The organism is Leptolyngbya sp. BC1307 (assembly GCF_002286735.1).
Lineage (GTDB): Bacteria > Cyanobacteriota > Cyanobacteriia > Phormidesmidales > Phormidesmidaceae > Phormidesmis.
This window is the reverse complement of the sequence record NZ_NRTA01000116.1, coordinates 1-2,115: the sequence shown is the minus strand read 5'-3', so window position 1 is coordinate 2,115 and position 2,115 is coordinate 1. Positions and strand designations below refer to the sequence as shown.

Genomic DNA, 2,115 nt, shown 5'->3' with positions numbered 1-2,115 from the left:
ACGGAAGCGTTTTCTACCTCGGGTTTGTCTATACACAAAGGAGCGCAAAGCGGAGCGAATGACGACAGATGACAACTCTAACCATACACAACAGATGGCCTTACGACTCGCAGGCAACACCATCGTCGTCTCTATCTCGCGCTGAGGTATAGTTGGCATCCCCCGGCGTAAAGTCGCTGCCGACGCCACTGGCCTTGAGTTCTTTGCAGGTGCCGCTCACATAACCACCTTGGGCCTCGACAATCGACAGCGCTGCTTGGGCTTCCGCTGCTGCGGCCACCTGCTGCTGCACTGCCGCCTGTTCTTCTGCCTGTTGCTGTGCGACTGCCGCCGCCGCCGCCGATTCAATAGCAGTTTTCTGAGCGATCGCATAATCGTAATTGCGTTCGTACTCAGCTAGCTTCACTTGCGCTTGGCTGTCGTCGTCGCTGCTGATCGGGATGTCTCCCAGTGAGACAATCGCGCTCTGCCATCTGTCAGCAATACTGTCCCAGTCTACTGAAGTCTCTGCGGTAGCGAGTTCTGCTGTGGCCGCTGTCGCTTCGGCGATCGCATCCTGATATGCAGGCGATGGAGCAGGAGGTTCTGCTGGCGTGGGGGCTTCGGGAGCTTCGACAGTTGCGGGGAGGGCGGTGGTAGTGGCCGGTTCGCTCGCTTCGCCGGTCAGCACAGATAGCAAGAGAATGCCTGAGAGTACAGAGCCGCCGATTTGACCAGCACGGGGCCAGCGGGTCAGCCACAGTAGCGGAATACCCAGCGGTGGGAAGAGCAGCAAACTGCCGATAACCCAACGCTTCTGCTGATACCACTTTCCGCTGTTTTGACGCTTCGACATTAATAAACTCTAATAGACGCTGTTCTCCATTTACGGCACAGGTGCTCTGAAAAACGGACATTTCCGTGCGCTATCAACGAAGCTTGAAGTCAGCTTTTTACGGCCTTCATGGAAGCCACTGTAGGAAGGCCGGATTGGGCGATCGCTTGGGATATTCCCCGCAACTGGACTAGCTCAGACCACAGCAGCTTACATCTGTGGGCATTTGAACAGTATCGGTTCTGATAGCCTAGATGGAGCCGCTTTTGAGAACAACCCCTGTGATAGTCACCGAACCGCTTGTGTACGAAGAGGCCAATAGCACTTTTGAAGGCACTGCCAGCTGGGATACTGCGCAGGCGGGGCCGAGGCCAGGGGTGATGGTCGCGCCGACGTTCAAAGGGCAGTCTGGCTTTGAGACGCAAAAGGCGGAACTATTGGCCGCGCTAGGCTATGTCGGGTTTGCCATCGATATCTATGGGCAGGGAGAACGGGCGACTGCGCCAGAGGAGGCTAGCGCTCTGATGGCTGTGCTCGATGATGACCGTGCTTTACTGCTAAAGCATATGCAGCTAGCGATGAAGACAATTTGCCAGCTGCCCCAAGTGGATGAAACCAAAGTGGCAGCTATCGGCTTTTGCTTTGGAGGAAAGTGCGTGCTAGATTTAGCCCGCTCTGGGGTAGATATCTGTGCCGTAGTCAGCTTTCATGGCATTTACGATCCGCCGCCGTTGGCCGGTGCTGAGACGATTCGAGCAGCGGTACTGGTGCTGCATGGCTGGGAAGATCCGTTAGCCCCGCCTGAGCAAACGGTGGCCTTAGCCGATGAGCTGACGCAGCACGGAGCAGACTGGCAGATTCATATGTTTGGCCATACTGGTCATGCCTTTACCAATCCGCAAGCTCAAGCCAGGGAAGCAGGCATGTTTTTTAATCCGCTGAGCGCTGAGCGGGGCTGGGACATGACGCAGGGGTCTCTGCAATCGCAGTTTGTTTAGAGAAACCGATGTAGAAGCGTGGAAAAAATGGGGGAGAGACTTGAAGCTAGTGGAGCGTCAGAGCTTAATTTGAGGATAAATGGAAATCAGTTTACACCGAGCATCCTCAACTTTCATTTGCCAGTCAACCCCTCGTTGAGTGTTGTTGATATCCGTTGACCAAGCCGCAATTTCGCTGCGGATGGTTTCGATATCCTCGAATCGTCTACCGTCAACACATTGACGGGTCATCGCGCTCAGCTCGTTCTCTGCGACATTCAGCCAACTGCCATGCTTCGGGGTGTAGCAAAACTCAATGCGCCG

General features: G+C 55.1%; 3 protein-coding genes. 1 reads left to right on the top strand and 2 read right to left on the bottom strand.

The window, feature by feature from the left end:
• Positions 1-100: 100 nt before the first annotated feature.
• A complete protein-coding gene (locus CKL79_RS22205; protein WP_121971685.1) occupies positions 101-835 on the bottom strand; it encodes an excalibur calcium-binding domain-containing protein in 735 nt (244 codons plus the stop codon).
• A gap of 260 nt (positions 836-1,095) precedes the next feature.
• On the opposite strand from CKL79_RS22205, the gene CKL79_RS22200 reads away from it, so the two are divergent.
• Positions 1,096-1,812: a dienelactone hydrolase family protein gene (locus CKL79_RS22200; protein WP_240519038.1), complete on the top strand. Its 717-nt coding sequence runs from the start codon at positions 1,096-1,098 to the stop codon at positions 1,810-1,812.
• A 57-nt stretch (positions 1,813-1,869) separates the two neighbouring features.
• Here CKL79_RS22200 and CKL79_RS22195 read toward each other — a convergent pair.
• On the bottom strand, positions 1,870-2,115 hold a 246-nt coding region (locus tag CKL79_RS22195), incomplete at its 5' end, for a transposase (protein ID WP_170943920.1).